General features: G+C 69.6%; 2 protein-coding genes. Both read right to left on the bottom strand.

Going from position 1 to position 1,107, the window contains the following annotated elements:
• Window positions 1-6: 6 nt before the first annotated feature.
• The gene (locus ABFS34_16990) at window positions 7-591 is read right to left on the bottom strand and encodes a hypothetical protein (protein ID MEN8377122.1); all 585 of its coding nucleotides are present in this window, start codon (window positions 589-591) and stop codon (window positions 7-9) included.
• 147 nt (window positions 592-738) lie between these two features.
• Window positions 739-1,107, bottom strand: a 369-nt coding sequence (locus ABFS34_16985; protein ID MEN8377121.1) for a RidA family protein, incomplete at its 5' end; no start/stop codon positions are given.

Here is a 1,107-nt window from a genome sequence, read left to right as displayed (position 1 = left end):
GCGCCGTTAGCTGCCAGTGGCCACGCGCAGGCCGAGCGTGACCGCTCCGTCCTTCGATCGACCGATGGCCAGCCCGACGCCTTCCGCCTCGACCCACCGCGGGACGCGGATCAAGTGCCCCGCGGCAAACCCTACAGCGGCGCCCGAGATCAGCCACCATTGGTCCAGGTTGCGCCCATCCCGGTCGCAGTTTCCCCAGATCGGCTTGCCGTTGCCCGAGCGGTCCACGATCTCGCAACCTTGCTTCTCGAAACTGTCCGAGGTCTCCCAGATGAGCCCGGCCAACAACGCAGTTCCCACCCCGATCGCCGCTCCCTTGATGGGGCCCCAGGGGCGAGTGCCGCGGCGCACGTCGATGCCGCCGATCCGGTCGAGGTGGATGGTCCGTGCATCTGCTCCGTCCGCTATGCGCAACTCCGGCCACTGGACCTCGAGAACGACCCCCTCATGGACGGCTCCCGACCCGTAGTGGACGCGTACGGTATCGCCCGAGGCGACTGTGGGCCTGGTCTGTTGGGCATGGGCGCCGAGCGGGCCGACGAGCGGAAGCGCCGTAACGGCGATGACGAGAGCGACAGTGAGGCGGCGCATGGTGTTCTCCCCGATGGAGCAACGTTCGTTTCGCTACCTCCAACTTGCCGGCGGCGATGACTGAACGAGCCGCGAGGAGTACGTAGGAGGGTGAGCAATACTACGTAGACGACCCATCGGACCAGCGGTACGGCGAGCGGTCGATCCCTAAGGCACGATCGCGTCCGCCTCGATCTCCACCAGGATCGCGTCGTCCACGAACCCCGCGACCTTGACCAGCGTCGTGGCGGGCCGGACGTCGGCGAACACCTCCCCGTGCGCGCGCGTGACCTGCTCCCAGTCGGCGTGCGCCGCGGTGAACATGCGCGTGCGCACGACGTGCTCCAGCCCCGCGCCGGCTTCCCCGAGCGCCCGCTCGATGATCTCGAAGCACATGAGCGCCTGCCGGTAGGCGTCGCCCGGGTGGGCGATGCTCCCGTCATCCGCGACGGGCGCCGTCCCGGCCACCGAGACGTGGCCTCCCACGCGCACCGCGCGCGAGTAGCCGGCTACGGCGGCCCAGGGGGCGCCGGTGGG

The sequence above is a fragment of the Gemmatimonadota bacterium genome (assembly GCA_039715185.1).
Classification (GTDB): Bacteria; Gemmatimonadota; Gemmatimonadetes; order Longimicrobiales; family RSA9; genus DATHRK01.
Note: the sequence above shows the minus strand (reverse complement) of the source record. Positions and strands in the feature narration are given on the sequence as shown.

Bases quoted from the DNA above. Each gene is read 5' to 3' on its own strand.
- ABFS34_16990 (MEN8377122.1), bottom strand. From the start codon at position 591: ATGCGCCGCCTCACTGTCGCTCTCGTCATCGCCGTTACGGCGCTTCCG.